The organism is Streptomyces sp. NPDC030165, assembly GCF_055573595.1.
Map to the genome: position 1 here is coordinate 140,495 of NZ_JBVIBD010000014.1, position 20,966 is coordinate 161,460.

Annotated in this window: 15 protein-coding genes; 10 read left to right on the forward strand and 5 right to left on the reverse strand. The window is 72.5% G+C overall.

Features of this window, described 5'->3' with window-relative positions; all coding sequences use genetic code 11:
• Positions 1 to 127 precede the first annotated feature (127 nt).
• The 3 genes from ACZ4Z1_RS25550 to ACZ4Z1_RS25560 all read right to left on the reverse strand — a co-directional run bounded on the left by ACZ4Z1_RS25550 (position 128) and on the right by ACZ4Z1_RS25560 (position 5,868).
• A complete protein-coding gene (locus ACZ4Z1_RS25550) occupies positions 128 to 1,594 on the reverse strand; it encodes a hypothetical protein (protein WP_468488939.1) in 1,467 nt (488 codons plus the stop codon).
• Positions 1,591 to 3,090: a GT4 family glycosyltransferase PelF gene (pelF, locus tag ACZ4Z1_RS25555; RefSeq protein ID WP_468489037.1), complete on the reverse strand. Its 1,500-nt coding sequence runs from the start codon at positions 3,088 to 3,090 to the stop codon at positions 1,591 to 1,593. The genes ACZ4Z1_RS25550 and pelF overlap by 4 nt, the downstream gene beginning before the upstream one ends.
• Before the next feature lie 684 nt (positions 3,091 to 3,774).
• Complete coding sequence (locus ACZ4Z1_RS25560; RefSeq protein ID WP_468488940.1) at positions 3,775 to 5,868, reverse strand: hypothetical protein; 2,094 nt, start codon at positions 5,866 to 5,868, stop codon at positions 3,775 to 3,777.
• Between the two features lie 364 nt (positions 5,869 to 6,232).
• Between ACZ4Z1_RS25560 and ACZ4Z1_RS25565 the strand changes: the two genes are divergently transcribed.
• From ACZ4Z1_RS25565 to ACZ4Z1_RS25590, 6 genes are all read left to right on the forward strand, one after another.
• Positions 6,233 to 7,780 (forward strand): leucyl aminopeptidase, encoded by a 1,548-nt coding sequence (locus ACZ4Z1_RS25565; protein ID WP_468488941.1) that lies wholly within the window; start codon positions 6,233 to 6,235, stop codon positions 7,778 to 7,780.
• Positions 7,781 to 8,110: 330 nt separating this feature from the next.
• Positions 8,111 to 9,499, forward strand: coding sequence for a dihydrolipoyl dehydrogenase (gene lpdA, locus ACZ4Z1_RS25570; RefSeq protein WP_468488942.1), 1,389 nt, complete (start codon positions 8,111 to 8,113; stop codon positions 9,497 to 9,499).
• A gap of 53 nt (positions 9,500 to 9,552) precedes the next feature.
• Positions 9,553 to 11,325 carry a 2-oxoglutarate dehydrogenase, E2 component, dihydrolipoamide succinyltransferase gene (gene sucB / locus ACZ4Z1_RS25575; RefSeq protein WP_468488943.1) on the forward strand — a complete coding sequence of 591 codons (1,773 nt, stop codon included), beginning with the start codon at positions 9,553 to 9,555 and terminating at the stop codon, positions 11,323 to 11,325.
• 176 nt (positions 11,326 to 11,501) lie between these two features.
• Positions 11,502 to 12,125, forward strand: a complete 624-nt coding sequence (locus ACZ4Z1_RS25580) for a GntR family transcriptional regulator (RefSeq protein WP_365848327.1) — start codon at positions 11,502 to 11,504, stop codon at positions 12,123 to 12,125.
• Positions 12,126 to 12,342: 217 nt separating this feature from the next.
• The gene (gene aceE / locus ACZ4Z1_RS25585) at positions 12,343 to 15,036 is read left to right on the forward strand and encodes a pyruvate dehydrogenase (acetyl-transferring), homodimeric type (protein ID WP_468488944.1); all 2,694 of its coding nucleotides are present in this window, start codon (positions 12,343 to 12,345) and stop codon (positions 15,034 to 15,036) included.
• Positions 15,037 to 15,275: 239 nt separating this feature from the next.
• Positions 15,276 to 16,247: a helix-turn-helix transcriptional regulator gene (locus ACZ4Z1_RS25590; protein ID WP_468488945.1), complete on the forward strand. Its 972-nt coding sequence runs from the start codon at positions 15,276 to 15,278 to the stop codon at positions 16,245 to 16,247.
• A 20-nt stretch (positions 16,248 to 16,267) separates the two neighbouring features.
• On the opposite strand, the gene ACZ4Z1_RS25595 is transcribed toward ACZ4Z1_RS25590, so the two are convergent.
• Positions 16,268 to 17,233: an SDR family oxidoreductase gene (locus tag ACZ4Z1_RS25595; RefSeq protein WP_468488946.1), complete on the reverse strand. Its 966-nt coding sequence runs from the start codon at positions 17,231 to 17,233 to the stop codon at positions 16,268 to 16,270.
• Between the two features lie 153 nt (positions 17,234 to 17,386).
• On the opposite strand from ACZ4Z1_RS25595, the gene ACZ4Z1_RS25600 reads away from it, so the two are divergent.
• From ACZ4Z1_RS25600 to ACZ4Z1_RS25610, 3 genes are all read left to right on the forward strand, one after another.
• Positions 17,387 to 17,905, forward strand: a complete 519-nt coding sequence (locus ACZ4Z1_RS25600) for a DUF4240 domain-containing protein (protein WP_468489038.1) — start codon at positions 17,387 to 17,389, stop codon at positions 17,903 to 17,905.
• 129 nt (positions 17,906 to 18,034) lie between these two features.
• Complete coding sequence (locus tag ACZ4Z1_RS25605) at positions 18,035 to 18,628, forward strand: TetR/AcrR family transcriptional regulator (protein WP_468488947.1); 594 nt, start codon at positions 18,035 to 18,037, stop codon at positions 18,626 to 18,628.
• Positions 18,625 to 19,461, forward strand: coding sequence for an alpha/beta hydrolase (locus tag ACZ4Z1_RS25610; RefSeq protein WP_468488948.1), 837 nt, complete (start codon positions 18,625 to 18,627; stop codon positions 19,459 to 19,461). Before ACZ4Z1_RS25605 ends, ACZ4Z1_RS25610 begins: the two co-directional genes overlap by 4 nt.
• 34 nt (positions 19,462 to 19,495) lie before the next feature.
• On the opposite strand, the gene ACZ4Z1_RS25615 is transcribed toward ACZ4Z1_RS25610, so the two are convergent.
• Positions 19,496 to 19,987 carry a GNAT family N-acetyltransferase gene (locus ACZ4Z1_RS25615; RefSeq protein ID WP_468488949.1) on the reverse strand — a complete coding sequence of 164 codons (492 nt, stop codon included), beginning with the start codon at positions 19,985 to 19,987 and terminating at the stop codon, positions 19,496 to 19,498.
• Positions 19,988 to 20,028: 41 nt separating this feature from the next.
• Here ACZ4Z1_RS25615 and ACZ4Z1_RS25620 point away from each other — a divergent pair, with 41 nt between their 5' ends.
• On the forward strand, positions 20,029 to 20,961 hold the full coding sequence (locus ACZ4Z1_RS25620; protein ID WP_468488950.1) for a TIGR01777 family oxidoreductase: 933 nt from the start codon (positions 20,029 to 20,031) through the stop codon (positions 20,959 to 20,961).
• The last annotated feature ends 5 nt before the right edge of the window (positions 20,962 to 20,966 follow it).

Below are 20,966 nucleotides of genomic sequence, written 5' to 3' on the forward strand. Positions count from 1 at the left end.
CGTTACCGGCCACTTGCGACGTACGGGAGGAACGTGCGTACCTCTGCGCAGCCCTGAGGCCGCCTCGGTGCGGGGACTTGGCGCGAGGCGGCGGGAAGAATGCTCAGCTGTCCATCAGGCGCACGCCTCAGCGATGCGCCGTGGCCCGCCCCAGCAGCGCCGATCCCACGGCCGCCAGGACGAGCGCGGCCGCGCCGCAGACCGTCAGCTGGGCGACGGCCGGGGACAGCGGCCCGGTCACCAGGACCGCGGTCTGGGCGGCCGCGGCCAGGCCGCACACCACCGCCGCGACCGGCACCGCCCCGAACGCCTGGAGGAGCAGCGCGGTCCACAGCACGACGCCCAGGCACAGCAGCCCCAGGCCGTGGGCCGCGTCCATCGGGGGCCCCTGCCGCCACAGCAGGCTGCCGACGCCGCCGAGCAGGGCGAGTACGGCGAGGTACCAGGCCAGGCACCGGGCCAGCGCGCCGGAGGTGGCGCGCCAGAATCCGGCGGGGGTGGTGCTGGTGCGCAGTGCGGCGACGGCCCGGCTGCGGTAGCGGTACAGCAGCCACTCGGCCGGGCCCATGCTGAGTGTGAGGGCCACCGCGGCGGGCGCCGCGACCTCGGCCTCGGCCCCGTACCGCAGCACGTCGCCGAGCGCCGTGAGCAGCACCAGCACCCCGATGGCCAGGCCGAAGAGCCCGTACGGCACGGAGGCCACGGCGCGCGGCGCGGGCCCGTCCCGCCGGGGCTCGCGGCGGCAGCGCAGGACGGTGACGGCGGCCAGCGCGACGGCCGCGCCGAGCGACAGGACGAGCAGGGCGGCCCGTACGGCGTCCGGCGGTACGTACACCGCCATCAGCGCGGCACCGAGCGCGACCGGGGCCAGCGCGCCCAGCAGCCACCGTTCCCGGCCGAAGACGAGCAGGGTGGTGGCCGCGCCGAGGTAGGCGGCCTGGCCGGCGGCGAAGACCACCGCGCCGGGCGCGTCCGCGTCGGCGGCGCCGACGGCCCAGGCGACGGCCGCGCCGGCCAGCGCGCCGAGCGGTGCGCCGACGGCGAGGGCCCGGGCGGCGGCCCGCCGTTCGCCGAGGCCGAGCCAGGAGTAGGCGCGGTGGGCGAGCGCCTGGTTCCAGACCCAGCCGGCCAGGGCGCCGGCCAGCAGGGGCATCGTTCCTGCGGGCAGCCCGCGGGGGTCCGGCGGGCCGGAAAGCAGGTGGGAGCCGACGAGGTAGGCGAGTCCCGGCAGGGCGAAGACCAGGGCGCGCAGCAGGCAGCCGAGCAGGCTGACCCGCCAGGGGTCGGTGTGCGCGCGGTCCGGTTCGGGGTAGCGGCGCGGCACCCGCTCGTACAGTTCCTCGGCGAGGGCGAAGGAGTTCTCGCGCCCGTAGGTGAGCTTGATCTGGTCGTCGCTCATGCCGTCGGACTCGATGATGGCGGCGATCTCGTCGGGGTGGACGGCGGCGGCGATCAGGTCGCCCATCCGCGCGGCGAGTTCGTCGACCGGATCGGGCGCGGCCCAGTGCGGGCGCTGGGGCCGCGGTACGTCCGGCAGGTCGTCCACACGGCCCTGACCGCCCTCCCCCGGCACCAGCCACAGGGGTCCGCTCACCAGCCGGCCCCGTCGGCGGCGAGGGGGGTGTTCCACGGCCCGCGCAGCTGGAGGGTCCACTCGTCCTGCGGCTGCTCCGCGGCCTGCTGGTACGCGCCGTCGAGTTCGCGGTAGACGGTGCGGAAGCCGTCGACGGAGCGGCGCAGCGTGAACTGGTCGATGACCCGCTGCCGGGCCCGGCTGCCGAGTTCGGCGCGCTTCTGCCAGCCGCCCCTGAGCAGTTCCAGGGTGGCTTTGGCCATCGCTTCCGGTTCGCGGGGCGGGACGACGAGCCCGGTGTCGCCGACCGCCTCGCGCACCCCGCCGACGTCGGTCGATACGGTCGAACGGCCGCACGACATGGCCTCTATGAGGCTGAACGGGAAGCCTTCGGAGATGCTGGAGAGCATCACGATGCTGCCGGCGGCGTAGGCGCGGGCCACGTCGTCGATGCGCCCCTCCCAGCTGATCCCGTCGGTCACGCCGAGCGAGGCGGCCAGCTTCTCGCAGCGGGTCTTGTACGCCTCACCGCCGGCCGGCACCCCGCCGAACAGCCGCAGCCGCAGGTCGGGGACTTCGGCGCGGCACAGCGCGTAGGCGCGGACGAGGGTTTCCAGGTCCTTGATCGGGTCGATGCGTCCGGCCCAGCTCAGCGTGGGCGCGTCGGGTTCCTGTTCGGCGTGCGGGAAGAGCTGGACGTCGACGCCGTTGTAGACGGTGCGGATCTTCTCGGGCGGGGTGCCGCCGCGCTCCTCCCAGCGCTTGTTGTACTTGTTGCACGGCGTGACGAGGTCGGCGGCCCGGTAACTCTCGACGGTCAGCTGCCGGTAGAAGCCGAGCATCAGGGCCTTGACGGGCCAGCGCTGGGCGTCGGAGCGGTAGCCGAGGTAGCGCTCGCGCAGGTAGATGCCGTGCTCGGTGAGGAGGAACGGTACGCCGTCGAACTTCTTGGCGGCGAGCGCGGGCAGGCAGGCCAGCCCGTTGCTGACGGCGTGCGCGACGCTGTCCTCCGGTACGCGGACGGACAGCGGGCGCAGCGCGTGTTCCAGCAGGTCGGTGGCGGTCAGCGCGTCGTGCACGGTGGGGGCGGCCGCGCGCGTGGCGACGTGCGGCAGGGTCCAGATCCACATCAGGGAGCGCAGCGCGGACTCGGTGCGCAGCGCGGCGCTCAGCCGCCCTTCGCGGGCGAGCTCGGCCAGTGCGTACAGCTCGGTGCCGAAGTCGGTGCAGGACTGCGGGTCCAGCATGGACAGCAGGAAGCGCTCGTAGGTGTCGACGAAGCGGCGCCGCTCGCGCCCCCGCAGCAGCCCGGCGGTGCGCCGGCCCGGCGGCGGGCCCCACATGGGGACGGAGGAGCGCGCGTAGACGTTGTCGGGCAGGTCCCAGGTCACCGGCTCACGGCCACTGCCGGTGAGCGCGATGACGTTGAAGCGGACCTCGGGCATTCCTCGCACGAGCTGGTCGCACCAGGTGGAGACGCCGCCGTGGACGTGCGGGTAGGTGCCTTCGGTGAGCATGGTGACGTGCCTGCCGGGCTGCGGCCCGTCGTCGGGCCGGTGACTTCGGCTGCCGACCTCGTACAGGGTTGCGTTCATGGCGAATCCCCCCGGGAATGAGTGCTGGGTGAAGCGGTGCGGAACGCGCGGACGCGGGTGCTGCGGGCACCGTGCGGGCGCGGTGCGCGTGACGCGGCCGGCGGCCGTGCCGGCCTGGTGCGGTGCGCGCGTGCGGAGCTGCGGGGACGTGCGGGTACTGGGGTGCGGGGGCGTGCGGTGCTGTGGGGGCGCGCACGGGGGCGGGGGTGGTGCGGTGGGCCGGCGCCGGTGCGCGGGCACAGCCGCGGGACACCTGTGCGGACGCGTCCGTACCTGCGCGTCCGTCCAGGTGTCCGGGGGCGGGTGCGCCGTCGTGCACCGGTACGCCGGTGCGGGCGCGGTGGTTCCGTGCGGGTACATCGGTGCGGGTACATCGGTGCGGGATCTGCGGTGCGGCGAGCGGGAGTACGGCGGGCTGGGGTGCGGGGCGGCCGGGCGCGTGCTGCGGTGCGCGGGCGCGGCCGTCGTGCACCGTCAGGTGCGGTGGCGGGCAGGGATCGGTGCGGTACGGCGGCTTCGGTGGTGGCGGGGTGCGGTGGGCGCCGGCGGCCGCCCGGTCCCGGCGCGCCCGGCCGGGTGCGCGGGCCGGGCGGCGCCGGGAACGTGTCAGGCGGTAGTCGGAAGTTTGAGCGTGATGGCCGCTCCGGGCGACTGCGCTGTGGCCCACTCCGATACCCGTCCGGCATAGCTCTCGCCGAATTCCGCGGTCCCGTCGGCACGTTGCGTTCTGGTTCCCTCGGGCATCGTAGCCGCAGCGGCCACCCCGGCCGGCGACGTGACGGTGACAACATCGCCAATTCTGTATGCCGTCACCGAACCGGCGTCCAGGGCCTTCTGCCAGGCCGCACGCTGCTGCAACTCGCGTCCGATGTCGCGGTGGCGCTGGTTGACGACAGGGGTGCTGTCCTCGAAGAACCCGCGATAGTCGGCCAGAACTTTGTCCAGAACCGGATAGGCGATCCGGTCCTCCGCGAGGTTGGACTGGTGGATGTAGTGCGGCCGCGGATCGTTGGCCAGAGCATGCCCGAGGGCGGTCCGCGCCTCCTGCGGGACGATGTACGAGGCGTAGCCCGTGGCGGTCGGCAACGGGTCGGGCAGGCACGTCGAGTTGGGGTCGGTCTCGCAGATCCCGCTGCCGCCGTCGGCCTTGCTCGTGTAGATCCAGTTGTACTCGTCGACCTCTTCGGCCGCCTTGCCCACGTTGTAGTACACGTTCATGGGGTAGCGCGGCACGGTCAGCGCCGCACCGGCCGGGCGCTGCGCGGACTCCCGCGAGTTGTCACTGGCCAGCCACTTGACGCCGGTGGCGGCGAGCGCGGGCGCCAGGTTGGGGTTGTCCTGCGGCTGCTGCGGCAGGGTCTTCAGACCGGAGTGCTCGCCGGTGACCAGCTCCGCGGGGTCCACTGCCAGGCCCTTGGCCACGCCCCAGGCGTGGTTCTTCTCGATCTCGCCGGTGATCTCGCCGAGGCTGACCCACCGGGTGCCGCCGAACAGGTCCTTGGCGCAGCGCCAGGGCACGACCGAGGTGTCCTGGACACAGCCGAGGAAGGGGTGGGTCCAGGTGTGGTTGACCCAGCGGTACTCGGCCTTGTCGGCGAGCAGCCGGTCGGCCATCGCGTCCACCCCGCCGTGCTCCAGCTTCCACTCCTCGCCGGAGCCGGCGTTGTAGACCATGTCGAGCTTGAATCCGCTGGAGCGCTGCCACTGGGCGGCGTACGCGGCGTCCGCCTCGGTCATCCGGACCGGCGTGGTGTCCGGGACGCCGGAGGGGCAGTCGAAGTCGCCGGGGGTGCAGTTGTTCGTGACGTCCCAGCGGGCGTCCGGGGCGAAGATGTCGTCGACCTGGACGGAGAAGTAGTTGCGGCTCCGGCCGAGGTGGATGCCCTGGGTCAGCCAGTCCACGATGCCGCGGGCGAGCAGCCGGAACTGCTGCTGGTAGCGGTTCTGCGCGAAGGTGACGACCAGTTCGCGGCGGCCGTCGCGGGCGTACTCGCCGATCAGCGAGCCGCGCGCGGAGGTGCCCGGCACCGCCGCGTCCAGGTACGACGTGAACGTGGCACCGGCGGGCGGGGTGGCCAGCGGCTGCGCTATGTAGCCGTAGCTCTCGGAGACCTGCGGGTCGGCGTCCTCGAAGGGCACCGCGCCCTTGAGGTAGCCGAAGGGGCCCGCCTTGCCCGCGGCGGTGGTGCGGGTGGCGAAGCCGTCCAGCACCCCGGCGTAGCCGCCGTCGTCGGGCGTGCGCAGGCCGACGTCGGGCCGCGCGTACGTGTACGCGTCCACCTGCGGGATCTTGTACGTGGTCTCGTACGCCTTCAGGGCGGCCAGTTCCGTGGAGGCGGCCGAGCCGAACGGATTGTCGTTCGGCAGGACGACGCCCTGGAACCTGGCGCGCGGCCGGCCGTCCACGGTGTCGCCGAGGAACGCCGCGTCGATCACCGGGCGGCCGGGGCTCGTCAGGTCGACGGTGGTGTACGGGACGCCCTGGCTGCGCAGTTCGGCGACGATCGCGTCGGTGGACTCGCCCCCGTCGCTCACGACCAGGATCCGCAGGTCGATGCGGGGTGCGAGGCTCGCCGCCGGGGGTGGCGCGGCCTGCGCTGCGGGGGCGCCCACCGCCAGCGGCAGTGCCGTGATCATCGCTGCCGCGAGTGCGGTCAAGACGTTGGCCGGTCTGGTGGCCGGCGTGCGGTTGCTGCCCATGGGCGCAGTCCCTTCCCCCCGGAAGTTCCCCCTGCTTCCGGAAGTGGTACCGGGCAGGCTCGTGCACATCATGCGAAGATTCCAGGCCGTCTATCCCCGAGTCGTCACTACTGTGACGCACGTCTCATTCGGCACAGGGGGGTTGACGGCGGGACCCGGAATGCGGCCGGGCCGCCTGCCCGCGGAACCGGCAACTCCCCTGGGCCCAGGAGGCGTTGGGTCTCCTGGGGCAGCTGGTGAAGATGTGACAGGCCGGGCCGATACGGCATCAAGCGGTTACGTCCGGGGCACCCGAGCGTAGGCTCGGCCGCAGCAGCGCCCAGAGCGCAGACGGACACCCGGACGGAACAGGACTCCCATCACCGTGACTGCACTGACCCTCAGCACATCCTCCGCCGCGACGTTGCGTGCGGACACCGTCGTCGTCGGCGTGGCCAAGGGCGCCAAGGGCGTCGTACTGGCCCCCGGCGCCGAAGCCGTGGACAAGGCGTTCGACGGCAAGCTCGCCGGCGTACTGGAGACCCTCGGCGCGAGCGGTGCCGAGGGCGAGGTCACCAAGCTGCCGGCCGCCTCCGGCCTGAAGGCGGCGGTCGTGCTGGCGGTCGGCCTGGGCGACGCCCCGGCCGGGGACGAGGAGTACGACCCCGAGGTGCTGCGCCGCGCCGCCGGCTCCGCGGCCCGCGCCCTGTCCGGCACCAAGAAGGCCGGTTTCGCGCTGCCCGCCGACGAGGCCGGTTACGTGGCGGCGGTCGCCGAGGGCGCACTGCTCGGCGCGTACGCCTTCACGGCGTACCGCAGCGGCGACGACGCGAAGACCGCCCGCGGCGCCAAGAAGGCCGACGGCAACGGCAAGGCGCCGCTGGCCGAGATCGCGATCCTCGGCGGCAAGCCGCGCGACAAGGCCTTCAAGGCCGCCGCCGAGCGCGCCGGGACGCTGGCCGCCGAGGTCAACCGCGCCCGCGACCTGATCAACACCCCCTCCAACCACCTCACCCCGAAGTCCTTCGCCGCGCAGGCCCAGGCCGCCGCGAAGGAGTTCGGCCTCAAGGCCGAGGTGCTGGACGAGAAGGCCCTGGCCAAGGGCGGCTACGGCGGCCTGCTGGGCGTCGGCCAGGGCTCGGACAACCCGCCCCGGCTGGTGCGGATCGCCCACACCCACCCGAAGGCCGAGAAGACCCTGGCGCTCGTCGGCAAGGGCATCACCTACGACTCGGGCGGCATCTCCCTGAAGCCGGCCGGCCACAACGAGACCATGAAGTGCGACATGAGCGGCGCCGCCGCGGTGTTCGCCACGGTCGTGGCCGCCGCCCGCCTGGGCCTGCGGGTCAACGTCACCGGCTGGCTGGCGCTCGCCGAGAACATGCCGTCCGGCAACGCGATGCGCCCCGGCGACGTGCTGACCATGTACAGCGGCAAGACCGTCGAGGTGCTGAACACCGACGCCGAGGGCCGCCTGGTGCTGGCCGACGCGCTGACCCGCGCCTCGGAGGAGCAGCCCGACGCGATCGTGGACGTGGCGACGCTGACCGGCGCGATGGTGCTGGCGCTGGGCAACCGCACCTTCGGGATCATGGCCAACGACGACGCCTTCCGGGCGAGCCTGCACGAGATCGCGGAGGAGGCCGGCGAGCCGTCCTGGCCGATGCCGATGCCGTCCGAGCTGCGCCGGACCATGGACTCCCCGGTCGCCGACCTGAAGAACGTCGGCGAGCGGGCCGGCGGCGGCCTGCTGGCCGGCGTCTTCCTCCAGGAGTTCGTGGGCGAGGGCATCACCTGGGCGCACCTGGACATCGCCGGCCCGGCCTTCCACGAGAGCGCGCCGTACGGATACACCCCCAAGGGTGGTACGGGCTCCGCGGTCCGCACCCTGGTGCGGCTGGCCGAGCGCACCGCGGACGGCGACCTCGGCTGACCCTGCCGCGGTTGCCGCGTTCATGGCGGTTGTGACGTTTTCGTCGGTACGGCCCCGGGCCCGGCGCCCGGGGCCGTACGCGCGTGTTCGCCCTCGACGAAATCCGTACGCCCGTACGCCTGGGTAACCGCACGCGCAACCCCCCGGAACGGCCGTCGTGCCGTCCCACAGCCCGGCCCGCCGTCCCGGTCGCGTTCAACAAGTGCGAAGATGGGTTCTTGGCAGGACAGGGCCCCCTTACCCAGGGCCGATCCAAGAAGCGGCCGATCAACAGCCGCCGCCCGGTCACCGACGACCGGCTCCGGCGTACCCATGCATGGAGGACGTGACGTGGCGAACGACGCCAGCACCGTTTTCGACCTAGTGATCCTCGGAGGCGGTAGCGGCGGTTACGCCGCTGCCCTGCGCGGGGCGCAGCTGGGCCTGGACGTCGCCCTGATCGAGAAGAACAAGCTCGGCGGCACCTGCCTGCACAACGGCTGCATCCCCACCAAGGCCCTGCTGCACGCCGGCGAGATCGCGGACCAGGCCCGCGAAGCCGCGCAGTTCGGTGTCAAGGCCACCCTCGACGGCATCGACATCGAGGGCGTCCACAAGTACAAGGACGAGGTCATCTCGGGCCTGTACAAGGGGCTGCAGGGCCTGGTCGCCTCCCGCAAGGTGACCTACATCGAGGGTGAGGGCCGGCTGTCCTCCCCCACCTCCGTCGACGTCAACGGCCAGCGCGTCCAGGGCCGCCACGTGCTGCTGGCGACCGGCTCCGTGCCGAAGTCCCTGCCGGGCCTGACCATCGACGGCGACCGCATCATCTCCTCGGACCACGCGCTGAAGCTGGACCGCGTGCCGAAGTCCGCGATCGTGCTGGGCGGCGGCGTCATCGGCGTCGAGTTCGCCTCCGCGTGGAAGTCCTTCGGCACCGACGTGACCATCGTCGAGGGCCTCAAGCACCTCGTCCCGGTCGAGGACGAGAACAGCTCCAAGCTGCTGGAGCGGGCCTTCCGCAAGCGCGGCATCAAGTTCAACCTGGGCACCTTCTTCGACAAGGCCGAGTACACCCAGGACGGCGTCAAGGTCACGCTGGCCGACGGCAAGACCTTCGAGGCCGAGGTGCTGCTGGTCGCCATCGGCCGCGGCCCGGTCTCGCAGGGCCTGGGCTACGAGGAGGCCGGGGTCGCCATGGACCGCGGCTACGTCCTGGTCGACGAGTACATGCAGACCAACGTGCCGACGATCTCGGCCGTCGGTGACCTCGTCCCGACCCTCCAGCTCGCGCACGTCGGCTTCGCCGAGGGCATCCTGGTGGCGGAGCGGCTGGCCGGTCTGAAGACCGTGCCGATCGACTACGACGGCGTGCCGCGCGTGACGTACTGCCACCCCGAGGTCGCTTCGGTGGGTATCACCGAGGCGAAGGCCAAGGAGCTGTACGGTGCCGACAAGGTCGTCGCCCTGAAGTACAACCTCGCGGGCAACGGCAAGAGCAAGATCCTCAAGACCACGGGCGAGATCAAGCTCGTCCAGGTCAAGGACGGTGCCGTGGTCGGCGTCCACATGGTCGGTGACCGTATGGGCGAGCAGGTCGGCGAGGCCCAGCTGGTCTACAACTGGGAGGCCCTGCCGGCCGAGGTTGCGCAGCTCATCCACGCGCACCCGACGCAGAACGAGGCGCTCGGCGAGGCCCACCTGGCCCTGGCCGGCAAGCCTCTGCACTCCCACGACTGATCCCGGTCCGGGCGCGACCACATCCGCACTTTCTGTAAGGAGCAAGAGAAACCATGGCGGTTTCCGTAACCCTTCCGGCGCTCGGCGAGAGCGTCACCGAGGGCACCGTCACCCGCTGGCTCAAGGCCGAGGGTGAGCGCGTAGAGGCCGACGAGCCCCTGCTGGAGGTGTCGACCGACAAGGTCGACACCGAGATCCCCGCCCCCGCCGCCGGCGTGCTGGCCTCCATCAAGGTGGCCGAGGACGAGACCGTCGAGGTCGGCGCCGAGCTGGCCATCATCGACGACGGCAGCGGCGCGCCCGCGGCCGAGTCCGCCCCGGCCGAGGCGCCGGCCGCCGAGCCCGAGCCCGCCGCGGCTCCGGCTCAGGAGGCCCCCGCCCAGGAAGCCCCCGAGCAGGAGGCCCCCGCGGCCCCCGCCGGCGGCGCCCAGGGCACGGACGTCGTCCTCCCCGCGCTCGGCGAGAGCGTGACCGAGGGCACCGTCACCCGCTGGCTCAAGGAGGTCGGCGAGGAGGTGGCCGAGGACGAGCCGCTGCTGGAGGTCTCCACCGACAAGGTCGACACCGAGATCCCCGCCCCCACCGCCGGCACCCTGCTGGAGATCCTGGTGGGCGAGGACGAGACCGCCGAGGTCGGCGCCAAGCTGGCCGTCATCGGCCAGAAGGGTGCTGCCCCGGCGCCGGCCGAGGCCCCGGCCGCTCCGGCTCCGGCCCCCGCCCAGGAGGCCCCGAAGCAGGAAGCCCCCCAGCAGGCGGCTCCCGCCCCGGCTCCGCAGGCCCCCTCGGCCCCGGCCCCCCAGGCCGTGACCACCCCCGCCCCGGACCCGGCCCCCGCCGCTCCGGCCCCGGCGCCGGCTCCGGCCGCCGCCCCCGTCACCCCGGCTCCGGCCTCGGGTGAGGCGGACGCCGCGTACGTCACCCCCCTGGTCCGCAAGCTGGCCCAGGAGAACGGCGTGGACCTGGGCTCGGTCAAGGGCACCGGTGTCGGTGGCCGGATCCGCAAGCAGGACGTCATCGCCGCCGCCGAGGCCGCCAAGCAGGCCGCCCCGGCCGCTGCCGCCGCCCCGGCCAAGTCGACGGGTCCGGCCATCGAGGCGTCCCCGCTGCGCGGCCAGACCGTCAAGATGCCGCGGATGCGCAAGGTCATCGGCGACAACATGATGAAGGCCCTGCACGGCCAGGCGCAGCTGACCTCCGTGGTCGAGGTGGACATCACCAAGATCATGCGGATGCGCAACAAGGCCAAGGACGCCTTCGCGCAGCGCGAGGGCGTCAAGCTCTCGCCGATGCCGTTCTTCGTCAAGGCCGCTGTCCAGGCGCTGAAGGCCCACCCGGTCGTCAACGCCCGGATCAACGAGGACGAGGGCACGATCACCTACTTCGACACCGAGAACGTCGGTATCGCGGTGGACGCGGAGAAGGGCCTGATGACCCCGGTCATCAAGGGTGCGGGCGACCTGAACATCGCCGGCATCGCCCGTAAGACCGCGGAGCTGGCCGGCAAGGTCCGCACCAACAAGATCAGCCCGGACGACATGTCGGGCGCGACCTTCACGATCAGCAACACCGGCTCGCGCGGTGCGCTGTTCGACACGGTCATCGTGCCGCCGAACCAGGTCGGCATCCTGGGCATCGGTGCCACCGTCAAGCGCCCGGTGGTCGTCGACCACCCGGAGCTGGGCGAGACCATCGCCGTGCGCCACATGACCTACCTGGCGCTCTCCTACGACCACCGCCTGGTGGACGGTGCCGACGCGGCCCGTTACCTGACGACGGTCAAGCAGATCCTGGAGGCCGGCGAGTTCGAGACCGAGATCGGTCTCTGAGCGCGGTAGCCACCCCGTAGGTGTGCAGGGTCGGCCCCGGTTCGTACAAGTTCGTACGAGCCGGGGCCGACCCGTTTTCGTTGCACGGATAATGGCCGTCCTGCGGTGGCCGCCCGTACCGCCTCGTGGTGCGGGGCCCCGGCCGCCGTCTGCCGCACGCTCTGAAGGAGCACGTCATGACCCCGCCCGTCGTCCATTCGCTCCGCGAGCAGATCCGCGAGCACATCCTCGAAGGGATCGTCAGCGGCCGCTGGCAGCCCGGTGAGCGGATCGTGGAACGGCGGATCGCGGTCGAGCTGGAGGTCAGCCAGACGCCCGTACGGGAAGCGCTGCGCGAGCTGGAGTCGCTCCAGCTGATCGAGTCGGCCCCGAACAAGGGCGTCCGGGTACGGAATCTGACCGCCGACGACCTCAAGGAGAGCTACCCGGTACGGGCCGGTCTGGAGCAAGTGGCGGCGGAGCTGGCCGCCGGGCGGCTGGCCGAGGACACCGCGGCGCTGGACCGGGAGGTGGCGGCGCTGTGCGAGGCGGACCGGCACGGCGACGGCGAGGCGCAGGTGCGGCACACGGTGGCCTTCCACCGCGAGATCGTGCGCGCCGCCCGTAACGCCGTGCTGCTGCACACCTGGGAGTCGCTGGGTGTCGAAGTGTGGACGACGCTGTCGATCCGCTGGTTCAGCCCGGAGCCGCGTTCGCACGCGCGGGACCATCAGGAGATCGTGGACGCGTTCCGGCGGCGGGACCCGAGGATCGGCGAGCTACTGAAGACGCATGTGCTGAGCTGCGCGCCCCGGGTCTGAATCCGCAGGCCGGCAGCGCCCTCACCTACGATTCGGAGCCGCAGGCGACCTGGCACCCCGTGCCTAAAAGGCTGGCACCCCGTGCCGACCTGCGGTTTTTCCTTCAACTTGCGTTGATCGATCATCGATCAGAGGCGTATCGTCGTCCGTGGGGCGCGACCCCTGCCTGCCAAAGCACTCATCGCACCTCCCTCCTCCGTCCGGAAAGGGGCCACCCATGCCCGATCCCGTACGCCAGCCGTACAGCCAGCTCGACCAGGTCCCGGACCGCGACCCGGAGGAGACGGCCGAGTGGCGCGAGTCCCTGGACGCCGTCACGAAGGCGGCCGGTCCACACCGCGCCGCCTACCTGATGCGCCGAGCCGTGGAGCACACCGCTGACCCGGGCCTCGCGCCGCTGGAAACCGACTACGTCAACACCATCCCGACCGCCGCCGAGCCCGAGTTCCCTGGCGACGAGGCGATGGAGGCCCGGATCACGGCGTGGAACCGCTGGAACGCGGCCGCCATGGTCACCCGTGGCTCCCGCCTCGGCCTCGGCGGCCACATCGCCACCTTCGCCTCGGCGGCCTGGCTCTACGAGACCGGCTTCCAGCACTTCTTCCGCGGCAAGGAAGCCCTGGGGGCACCCCCAGCGGTAGCTGGGGGAGGCAGCGGGGACCAGCTCTACATCCAGGGCCACGCCTCCCCCGGCATCTACGCCCGCGCCTTCCTCGAAGGCCGCCTCACCGAGGACCAGCTCGACCGCTTCCGCCAGGAGGCGGCCGGTGACGGCCTGCCCTCCTACCCGCACCCGCGGCGCCTGCCCTGGCTGTGGGAGTTCCCCACCGTCTCCATGGGCCTCGGCCCGCTCTCCGCGATCTACCAGGCGCGCTTCAACCGCTACCTGGAGCACCGCGGCATCAAGGACACCTCGGACTCCCACGTGTGGGCGTTCCTCGGTGACGGCGAGATGGACGAGCCCGAGTCGACCGCCGCCCTGGCGCTGGCCGGCCGCGAGGGCCTGGACAACCTGACCTTCGTCATCAACTGCAACCTCCAGCGCCTCGACGGCCCGGTCCGCCCCAACTTCAAGATCGTGCAGGAGCTGGAGGCCCAGTTCCGCGCCGCGGGCTGGAACGTCATCAAGTCCCTGTGGGGCCAGGCCTGGGACGAGGTCTTCGCCCAGGACACCGACGGCGCCCTGCTGCGCCGCCTGCGCGAGACCCCGGACGCGCAGTTCCAGACGTACGCCACCCGCGACGCCGCCTACCTGCGCGAGCACTTCTTCGGCTCCGACCCGTCGCTCGGCCGCATCGCCCAGGGCCTGTCGGACGCCAAGCTGCTGGAGCTGTTCCAGACCTCCCGCGCCGGCCACGAGCCGCGCAAGGTGTACGCCGCGTACAAGGCCGCCGTCGAGCACAAGGGCGCGCCGACCGTCATCCTGGCGCAGACCGTCAAGGGCTACACCCTCGGCGAGGGCTTCGAGTCCCGTAACGCCAACCACCAGATGAAGAAGCTCACCGGCGAGCAGTTCCGCGCCATGCGCGACCTCCTGGAGCTGCCGATCCCGGACAGCGCCCTGGACGCGGACGTGGTGCCCTACGCCCGCCCGGACGAGAACTCCCCGGAGATGGAGTACCTGCGTCAGCGGCGCGCCGCCCTCGGCGGCCCGGCCCCGGCCCGCAAGGTCGTCGCCAAGCCTCTGCCGATGCCCGCCGACAAGGCGTTCGACGCCCTGAAGAAGGGCTCGGGCTCGCAGGAGATCGCCACCACCATGGCGTTCGTCCGGCTGGTCAAGGACCTGATGCGGGACAAGGAGACCGGCAAGCGCTGGGTGCCGGTCGTGCCCGACGAGGCCCGTACCTTCGGCATGGAGTCGCTGTTCCCGTCCGCCGGGCTCTACTCCCCCGTCGGCCAGACCTACGACCCGGTCGACCGCGACCAGCTCCTGTACTACAAGGAAGCCAAGGACGGCCAGATCCTCAACGAGGGCATCACGGAGGCCGGTTCGCTGGCCGACTTCACCGCGGCGGCGACCTCGTACGCCACCCACGGCGAGCCGATGATCCCGTTCTACATCTTCTACTCGATGTTCGGCTGGCAGCGCACCGCCGACCAGTTCTGGGCGCTCGCCGACCAGCTGGGCCGCGGCTTCGTCATCGGCGCCACCGCGGGCCGTACGACGATGACCGGTGAGGGCCTCCAGCACGCGGACGGCCACTCGCACCTGATCGCCTCCACCAACCCGGCGGCGCTCTCCTACGACCCGGCGTTCGCCTACGAGGTCGCGGTGATCGTCAAGGAGGGCCTGCGCCGGATGTACGGTCCGGACGCGGAGGACGTCTTCTACTACCTGACGGTCTACAACGAGACCAAGGTGCAGCCCGCCATGCCGGCGGGCGAGGGAATCGAGGAAGGCATCCTCAAGGGCCTCTACCGCTTCAAGGAGGCCGCGCCCGCCGCTGCCGACGCGCCGCGCCTCCAGCTGCTGGCCTCCGGCACCGCCATCCACTGGATCCTGGAGGCCCAGGAGATCCTGGCCCGCGACTGGGGCGTGGCGGCGGACATCTGGTCGGCGCCGTCCTGGACGGAGCTGCGCCGCGACGCGCTGGAGTGCGACGCCGCCCGTCTGGAGGGCGAGGACCGCGTCCCGTACGTGACCCGCGCGCTGGCCGGTGCCCCCGGCCCGGTCGTCGCGGTCAGCGACTGGATGCGGGCCGTGCCCGACCAGATCGCCCCGTGGGTCGAGCAGGACTGGACCTCCGTCGGCACCGACGGCTTCGGCCTCTCCGACACCCGCGAGGCCGCCCGCCGCCACTTCGGCGTCGACGCCCAGTCGGTCGTCGTGCAGGCGCTGGCCGCGCTGGCCCGCCGCGGCGACGTGAAGGCGGAGACGGTCAAGGAGGCCAAGGAGCGGTACGGCCTGTAGGCCGGCGGTACGGCCGCTGAGCCACCGGTACGGCCCGCAGGCCACCGGTAAGGCTCTCGGGCCGCCACTCGGACGCGGCGGGCCGTCCCCGCCGCGTCCGCACCCCGCGCCGGGCCCCGGTCCGGCACCCCCGGCTCCCGTGCGGAGGCCACCTCAACCGCGCCCGGGGTCTCCGCACGGGATCTTCGTCGCGCACGGGACCGCAGCCGGGCCGCCGCCCCGCGCGGCATGATGCAGCCATGCGCGCTGCCCGGCTGATCAGAATGGTGCTGCTCCTCCAGTCCCGCCCGTCGATGACCGCCGCCGAACTGGCGCGGGAGCTGGAGGTGTCGGAGCGTACGGTCGCCCGCGACGTGCTCTCCCTCTCCGAGGCCGGAGTGCCCGTCTACGCGGACCGCGGACGGGCGGGCGGCTACCGTCTCATCGGCGGTTACCGGACCCGGCTGACCGGCCTCGGACGCAGCGAGGCGGAGGCCCTGTTCCTGTCCGGCGTGCCCGCCGCGCTGCGCGACATGGGGCTCGCGGACGCCGCGTCCGCCGCCCGCCTGAAGGTTTCCGCGGCGCTGCTGCCCGAGCTGCGGGACGCCGCGGACGGCGCCGCCCAGCGCTTCCACCTCGACGCGCCCGCGTGGTACCGCGAACCGGCCACCCCGGATCTGCTGCCCACCGTCGCGGACGCCGTCTGGGACGACCGGCGGGTCAGCGCGCGCTACCGCCGCAAGGACACCGAGGTGGAGCGGGAGCTGGAGCCGTACGGCCTGGTCCTCAAGGCGGGCGTCTGGTACCTCGCGGCACGGGCCGGTACGGACATGCGCGTCTACCGCATCGACCGCTTCACCGCCGTCACCCCCCTCGACGACCGCTTCACCCGCAGCCCCGACTTCGACCTGCCCGCCTTCTGGGCGGAACGCGCCGCCCAGTTCGCCCGCTCGCTCCTGCGGGACGAGGTGACCGTACGGCTGACACCCGCGGGCGCCCGGCAGTTGCGGCACGTGACCGACCGCGCCGCCGCCGAAGAGGCCGTGGAGCGGGCGGGCGGACCCGACGGACGGGGCCGGATCACCGTCACCCTGCCCGTCGAGTCCCTGGACGTCGCCTTCAGCCAGCTGCTCGGCCTCGGGCCGGAGGCGGAGGTGCTGGCGCCACCGGAGCTGCGGGAGCGTTTCGCCGCGGCGGCGGCGCGTACGTACGAGCTGTACCGGGAGCCGTGAGAGACGGCTCCCGGTGCCGCCTACCGGTACCCGGTCGTGTCCGCCGGCTTTCCCTCCTGCTCGACCTCGGTGATGTAGCGCCAGGCGTCCGGCGCCGACCCGTCCACGTCCGTGAAGCCGTACTCCTTCGCCAGGCCGCCGCTGGAGAGCGCCTGCCCGTTGAACCGCGCGACGTCCGGATCGGTGGCCAGCGCCGCCAGCGCCCGCCCCACGAACACCGGCGTCTCGGAGATCGCGAAGTGCGGGTTCTGTGCGCAGCCCGCCCGCCAGTTCTCCTCGGTGACCTTGAAGTGGGTGTCCAGCATGGCCTCCGACCGCAGCCAGCCCGGCGTCAGGCACACCGCCGTGCACCCGTACTCCGGCAGTTCCCGGGCGAGGCCCTTCGCCATCCGGATCGGCCCGCTCTTGGCCAGGTCGTAGTAGAACGGCTCCCGGTAGCGGCGGTTGAACTCCTCCGTGCCGTCCGTCACCTCCACCACCAGCCCGCCCGGCCGGCGGATCAGCAGCGGCAGCGCGCAACTGCTGGTGATGATGTGGCTCTCCACCCCGAGCCGCAGCACCCGCAGCCCCTTCTCCAGATCGTGCTCCCACATCTTCTTGCCCCACTCGACATGCACGTCACCGCCCCACAGGTCGTTGACGAGGATGTCCAGCCGCCCCTGCTCGCGGTCGATGCGTCCGACCAGCGCCCGTACCGCCGCCGGGTCCAGATGGTCCGTCGGTACGGCGATACCGGTGCCGCCCCCGGCGGCAGGCCCGCGGGCCGCCCCGCCCGCCGCCGTCACCAGCTCCGCGGTCTCCTCGATCGTCTCCGTCGTCCGGCCGACCTCGCTGACGTGGTCCCGGGTCGTACGGCCGGTGACGTAGACCGTGGCGCCGGCCCGGCCCAGCTCCACCGCCATCGCCCGGCCCGCGCCTCTCGTGGCGCCGGCGACCAGCGCGACCTTCCCGGTGAGCGGTCCCTGTGCGGCGGCTGCCTCGGCCATGGTGAGTTCTCCTTCTCGCATGACACGACCCTCCCGCCGAATCCCGACACCTTGTGTCGGCTTTTCCGCGCGAAGGGGCGCGGATAACGACACCGTCGCATCTGGGGTACTCCACGTGCGGCGCCGTGCGGCAGCGACGATGCTGGACCCGTGATGGACGAGACGGAGTTCTGGCAGCTGATCGACAGTTCCCGTGAGGCCGCCGAAGGAGACCCGGAGGAGCAGGCGGACGCGCTCGTCGAGCGACTGGTGGCCCTCGACCCCGACTCGGTGGTGGACTTCGCCCGGCACTTCGAGTCCCGGGACAACCGCGCCTACAGCTGGGACCTGTGGGCCGCGGCCGGCATCCTGCTCGGCGGCGCGAGCGACGACGCCTTCGACTGCTTCCGCAGCTGGCTGATCGGCCAGGGGCGGGAGGTCTTCGAAGGCGCCCTGCACGACCCCGACCACCTCGCCGACCTGCTGGACACGTTCGACGACGAGGTGGACGGCGACGCGGAGGAACTCGGCTACGCGGCGGACGAGGCGTACGAACAGCTCACCGGCGCCGAGATGCCGGACCTCGGCCTGCCCCCGCAGCCCCGCGAACCGCTCGGCACCTATCTCGATCTCGACGACGACCGTGTCCTGGCGGAGCGCTTCCCCCGGCTGTGGGACCGCTTCGGCACCTGACGACGCCGTTCGCATTCCCCTTGCGGTTCCTGGCCTCCATAGGCTAAACCTAGGGGCCCTAGGAAAAAACTAGGGCCCCTAGGGATTTTTGTTGTCCCCAAACAGTCCAGGAACACGGGAAGTGAACACATGGCGCGGGCCGGTCTGACGGCGGAGCGGGTGACGGTCGCGGGCGCCGAACTGGCGGACGAGGCCGGGTTCGACCAGGTGACCATGGCGCGGGTGGCACGGCGGCTCGGCGTGAAGGACGCGAGCCTGTACACACACGTACGCGGCCTGGAAGACCTCCGCGGCCGGATCGCGCTGCTGGCGGCGGACGAGAAGACCATCCGCATCGCGGAGGCGACCGCCGGCCGCGCGGGCAAGGAAGCACTGGTCGCCTTCGCCAACGCCTGGCGGGAGTACGCCGCCAGGCACCCCGGCCGCTACACGGCGACGCAGACACCGATGGACATCGACCCGGAACTGGCCGCGAACGCGCCGGGACCGCGGCGCGCGGTCGAGCTGACCTACGGCATGCTGCGCGGCTACGGCCTGTCCGAACCCGACCTCACCGACGCGGTCCGGCTGCTGCGCAGCACCTTCCACGGCTTCGTCGCCCTGGAAGCCGCCGGCGGCTTCGCGCACGAACGCTCGCCGCAACAGACGTGGATCCGCGCCCTCGACGCCCTCCACACCCTCCTGGAGCACTGGCCCCCGTCCCGAGAAGGAGACCCCTCATGACCGGCCCGACCACCGGCAGCCTGCGCGTGAACGGCGCGACCCTGCACTACGAAGTGCGCGGTCAGGGCCCGCTCCTGCTGCTGATACCCGGAGGGGCGGGCGGCGCGGCCTCCTTCGACGGCATCGCCGGCGACCTGGCCGCCTCGTACACCGTCGCGACCTACGACCCGCGCGGCATGTCCCGCAGCACACTGGACGACCCCGAGGCCGAGCAGCACGTGGCCGAGCACGCCGACGACGCGTTCCGGATGCTGGAACTGCTGTCCCCCGGCGAGCCCGCCCGGGTGCTCGGCATCAGCTCGGGCGCGATCGCCGCCCTGCACCTGCTCACCACCCGCCCCGAACGCATCACCCGCCTCGTGGCACACGAGCCACCGGTGGTGGAGGTCCTGCCTGACGCCTCCGAACACCGCGCACTCGTCGCCCGCGTACAGGAGACGTTCCGCACCCAGGGACTCATGCCGGCGATGGCCGTGTTCGCCGCAGGGCTGAAGAAGGACGGCGGCACCACCGCGCCGGAACCCGAGATGAGACTCCCGCCGCAGGCAGCGGCGCGGGCCGAACAGACGATGGCCAACCTGCCGTACTTCGTCGGCCGCATCGTCCCCGGCTTCATGTCCTACGCCCCGGACCTCGACCGGCTCGCAGCGCTCGCGGACCGCCTCGTACTCGCCGGCGGCCAGGACTCGCAAGGCGAGCTGTCCCACCGTCCGGCCGCGTTCCTCGCCGGTCACCTCGGCCAGGAACTCCTGCACTTCCCCGGCGGACACACGGGCCTGACCACACACCCCACCGCCTTCAGCGAAGTCCTCGAGAAAGCACTGACCGCTTAGAAGCACACCGGGAGGGCGTGCCCGAGCCGACGGCTCAGACCAACACCTTCCCCATCAGCACATCATCGACGTACTCGCCCTCCAGCAGAAACTCCCCGGGCAGCACGCCCTCCACCGTGAAGCCCGCCGACTCGTAGAGCCTGCGCGCAGGAGTGTTGTGCCCGAGGACCCGCAGGGTGATCCGGCGGGCCCCCTCGTCCGCCGCCTGCGCGCAGGCCGCGTCCAGCAGCGTGCGGGCGACGCCCCGGCCACGCGCCCAGGTGTCCACGGCCAGCCCCTGGATCTGCCGGACGTGGGCGTTGCAGGGCAGCGCCGTCGGCGGCACCAGCCGCAGATAGCCCGCCAGCTCCCCCGCGATCTCCGCCACGAGCAGATCCTCGGGCCGGTGCCGGTCGTCGAAGAACCGGCCGTACGGGGGCTGGGGCCGGGGCGTCACGGCGTGCAGCGTCGACCACGTACGGCGGTCCATGACCGCGAGCGGCTCCTCGTCGGCAAAAACGGCGGTTCGGACGAACGAATCGGACATGCGTGCCACTGTGCCATGCATACGCCTCCGGGACGGGCAGTATGGCTGGCATGCGGATCGCCATCACCGGCTCGGCCGGTCTCATCGGAACGGCACTGCTGCGCTCCCTGCGCGAGGGCGGCGCCACCCGCCCGCCGGACGCCGGGAAGCGGCCCGACATCGTCCGGCTCGTCCGGCACGCGCCCCGCGCCGCCGACGAGGTGCGCTGGGACCCGAAACGCCAGACGGTGGACACCACCGGGCTCGTGGGCTGCGACGCCGTCGTCCACCTCGCGGGCGCGGGCGTCGGCGACCACCGCTGGACCGACGCGTACAAGCGCGAGATCCGGGACAGCCGCGTCCTCGGTACGGCGGCCCTCGCCGAGGCCATCGCATCCCTGGACACCCCGCCGCGGGTCTTCGTGTGCGGCAGCGCCGTCGGCTACTACGGCGACACCGGCGACCGGCGGACCGACGAGTCGGCACCGCCCGGCGACGACTTCCTGGCCCGCGTCTGCGTCGACTGGGAGGAGGCCGCCGCCCCGGCCGTCGAGGCGGGCATCCGTACGGTCTTCCCCCGCACCGGACTGGTCGTGGGCCGCCGGGGCGGCGCCTGGGGACGACTGTTCCCCCTGTTCAAGCTGGGCCTGGGCGGACGGCTCGGCACCGGCCGCCAGTACTGGAGCTTCATCTCCCTGCACGACCACGTCGCCGCCCTCCGGCACCTCATCGACACCGAGGAACTGAGCGGCCCGGTCAACCTCACCGCGCCCGAACCGGTCACCAACCGCGAGGTCACGGCAGCGATGGGCCGCGTCCTGCACCGTCCCACCCCCTTCCCCGTCCCCGCCCCCGCCCTCCGACTGGCCCTGGGCGAATTCGCCGACAACGTCCTGGCCAGCCAACGCATCATCCCCCAACGCCTCCTGGACTCCGGCTTCACCTTCACCCACCCCACCCCGGACGACGCCATCCGGGCAGCCGTGGAGGGGTAACCGCC

What these genes read in the sequence shown, in the direction of transcription:
- ACZ4Z1_RS25605 (WP_468488947.1), top strand. Translation starts at nt 18,035, where the DNA reads ATGGCGCGGGCCGGTCTGACGGCGGAGCGGGTGACGGTCGCGGGCGCC.
- ACZ4Z1_RS25560 (WP_468488940.1), bottom strand. Translation starts at nt 5,868, where the DNA reads ATGGGCAGCAACCGCACGCCGGCCACCAGACCGGCCAACGTCTTGACC.
- sucB (WP_468488943.1), top strand. Translation starts at nt 9,553, where the DNA reads ATGGCGGTTTCCGTAACCCTTCCGGCGCTCGGCGAGAGCGTCACCGAG.
- ACZ4Z1_RS25615 (WP_468488949.1), bottom strand. Translation starts at nt 19,987, where the DNA reads ATGTCCGATTCGTTCGTCCGAACCGCCGTTTTTGCCGACGAGGAGCCG.
- ACZ4Z1_RS25600 (WP_468489038.1), top strand. Translation starts at nt 17,387, where the DNA reads ATGGACGAGACGGAGTTCTGGCAGCTGATCGACAGTTCCCGTGAGGCC.
- pelF (WP_468489037.1), bottom strand. Translation starts at nt 3,090, where the DNA reads ATGCTCACCGAAGGCACCTACCCGCACGTCCACGGCGGCGTCTCCACC.
- ACZ4Z1_RS25620 (WP_468488950.1), top strand. Translation starts at nt 20,029, where the DNA reads ATGGCTGGCATGCGGATCGCCATCACCGGCTCGGCCGGTCTCATCGGA.
- ACZ4Z1_RS25610 (WP_468488948.1), top strand. Translation starts at nt 18,625, where the DNA reads ATGACCGGCCCGACCACCGGCAGCCTGCGCGTGAACGGCGCGACCCTG.
- ACZ4Z1_RS25580 (WP_365848327.1), top strand. Translation starts at nt 11,502, where the DNA reads ATGACCCCGCCCGTCGTCCATTCGCTCCGCGAGCAGATCCGCGAGCAC.
- ACZ4Z1_RS25595 (WP_468488946.1), bottom strand. Translation starts at nt 17,233, where the DNA reads ATGGCCGAGGCAGCCGCCGCACAGGGACCGCTCACCGGGAAGGTCGCG.
- ACZ4Z1_RS25590 (WP_468488945.1), top strand. Translation starts at nt 15,276, where the DNA reads ATGCGCGCTGCCCGGCTGATCAGAATGGTGCTGCTCCTCCAGTCCCGC.
- aceE (WP_468488944.1), top strand. Translation starts at nt 12,343, where the DNA reads ATGCCCGATCCCGTACGCCAGCCGTACAGCCAGCTCGACCAGGTCCCG.